The 970-nt window shown below is 47.0% G+C and carries 2 protein-coding genes and 1 pseudogene; all 3 read left to right on the forward strand.

Translation table 11 applies throughout. The annotated features are described in order from the left end of the window. The first annotated feature begins 153 nt into the window (after nt 1-153). Nucleotides 154-360 (forward strand): hypothetical protein, encoded by a 207-nt coding sequence (locus tag CIK99_RS09600; protein WP_094381307.1) that lies wholly within the window; start codon nt 154-156, stop codon nt 358-360. 31 nt (nt 361-391) lie between these two features. Beyond that, nucleotides 392-676: a DUF3127 domain-containing protein gene (locus tag CIK99_RS09605; RefSeq protein ID WP_094381308.1), complete on the forward strand. Its 285-nt coding sequence runs from the start codon at nt 392-394 to the stop codon at nt 674-676. A 74-nt stretch (nt 677-750) separates the two neighbouring features. Further along, nucleotides 751-970: pseudogene (locus CIK99_RS09610) on the forward strand (hypothetical protein); the annotation flags it as partial.

Raw genomic sequence — 970 nt, forward strand, 5'->3', positions numbered from 1 at the left:
TCAATTAACCCCTCGTTGACTCTCATGGGAGCAACTGGCACGGTACTGGCACTGGTTATGGCAGTGGTCAGTACAGTGCCGGTTGCTCTTATTTTTTTGCCTTACCTTTGCACCGTCAATCAGAAAAATGGCACATCTGGTTGGCGGTGATCTTTGACTTATTGGAACAATATAAACGAAAACGAAAACGAAAACGAAAACGGGAACGAAAACGGGAACGAAAACGAAAACGAAAACGGGAACGAAAATGGGAACGGGAACGAAAACGGGAACGAAAACGAAAACGGGAACGAAAATGGGAACGAAGACGGCGAAGACGGCGAAGGCAGCGGTTTTGCTACGATTTTTTTAAAACAATAAACATTTACAAACATTTTAAACATTTAAGATTATGAAGACAATAGGAAGAATTGAGAAGTGGGGACAGGTGACCCAGTTGCAAGGTAAGAACGGCACGATGACGAAGTGCGAGGTGGTGATCAAGGACATCGGCGGCGATTATGCCGACACGTATGTAGCCACCGTGTGGGGCGAAGAGGCGAAGAAAAACATCGCCAAGGGCACGCCAGTGGCGGCGAAACTCCGTTTCTTCACACACGAACACGAGGGACGCACATACCAGGACATCGTGGCGGATGAGATCATTTCGTTGGCGGCAAAGGAGGTGGTGTTTTAGTTGACCGACGATTTTGCCGCCGCTAATACAACCCTTTTTTTTTTTTCTTTAAACGTATAAACATTTGAATTATTATGACGAAAAAAACTGAAACGGCTGTGAGCTTCTTTGGCGAAGCTACCGCTATTGGCGAGGGAGAATTCAGATTCGACCCACAGCTAAAGAATATGAATTCTGTAAAGAGCTTTCGCCGTGCCGGAACGGCGACGATGCTCGACGATGGCAGCTTCGGATTTGTTGCTAAGCACAAGAAGCCGAAGACGACGACCATTCTACGGCGGACTATACACGCCA

The sequence above is a fragment of the Prevotella sp. P5-92 genome, from assembly GCF_002251245.1.
Lineage (GTDB): Bacteria > Bacteroidota > Bacteroidia > Bacteroidales > Bacteroidaceae > Prevotella.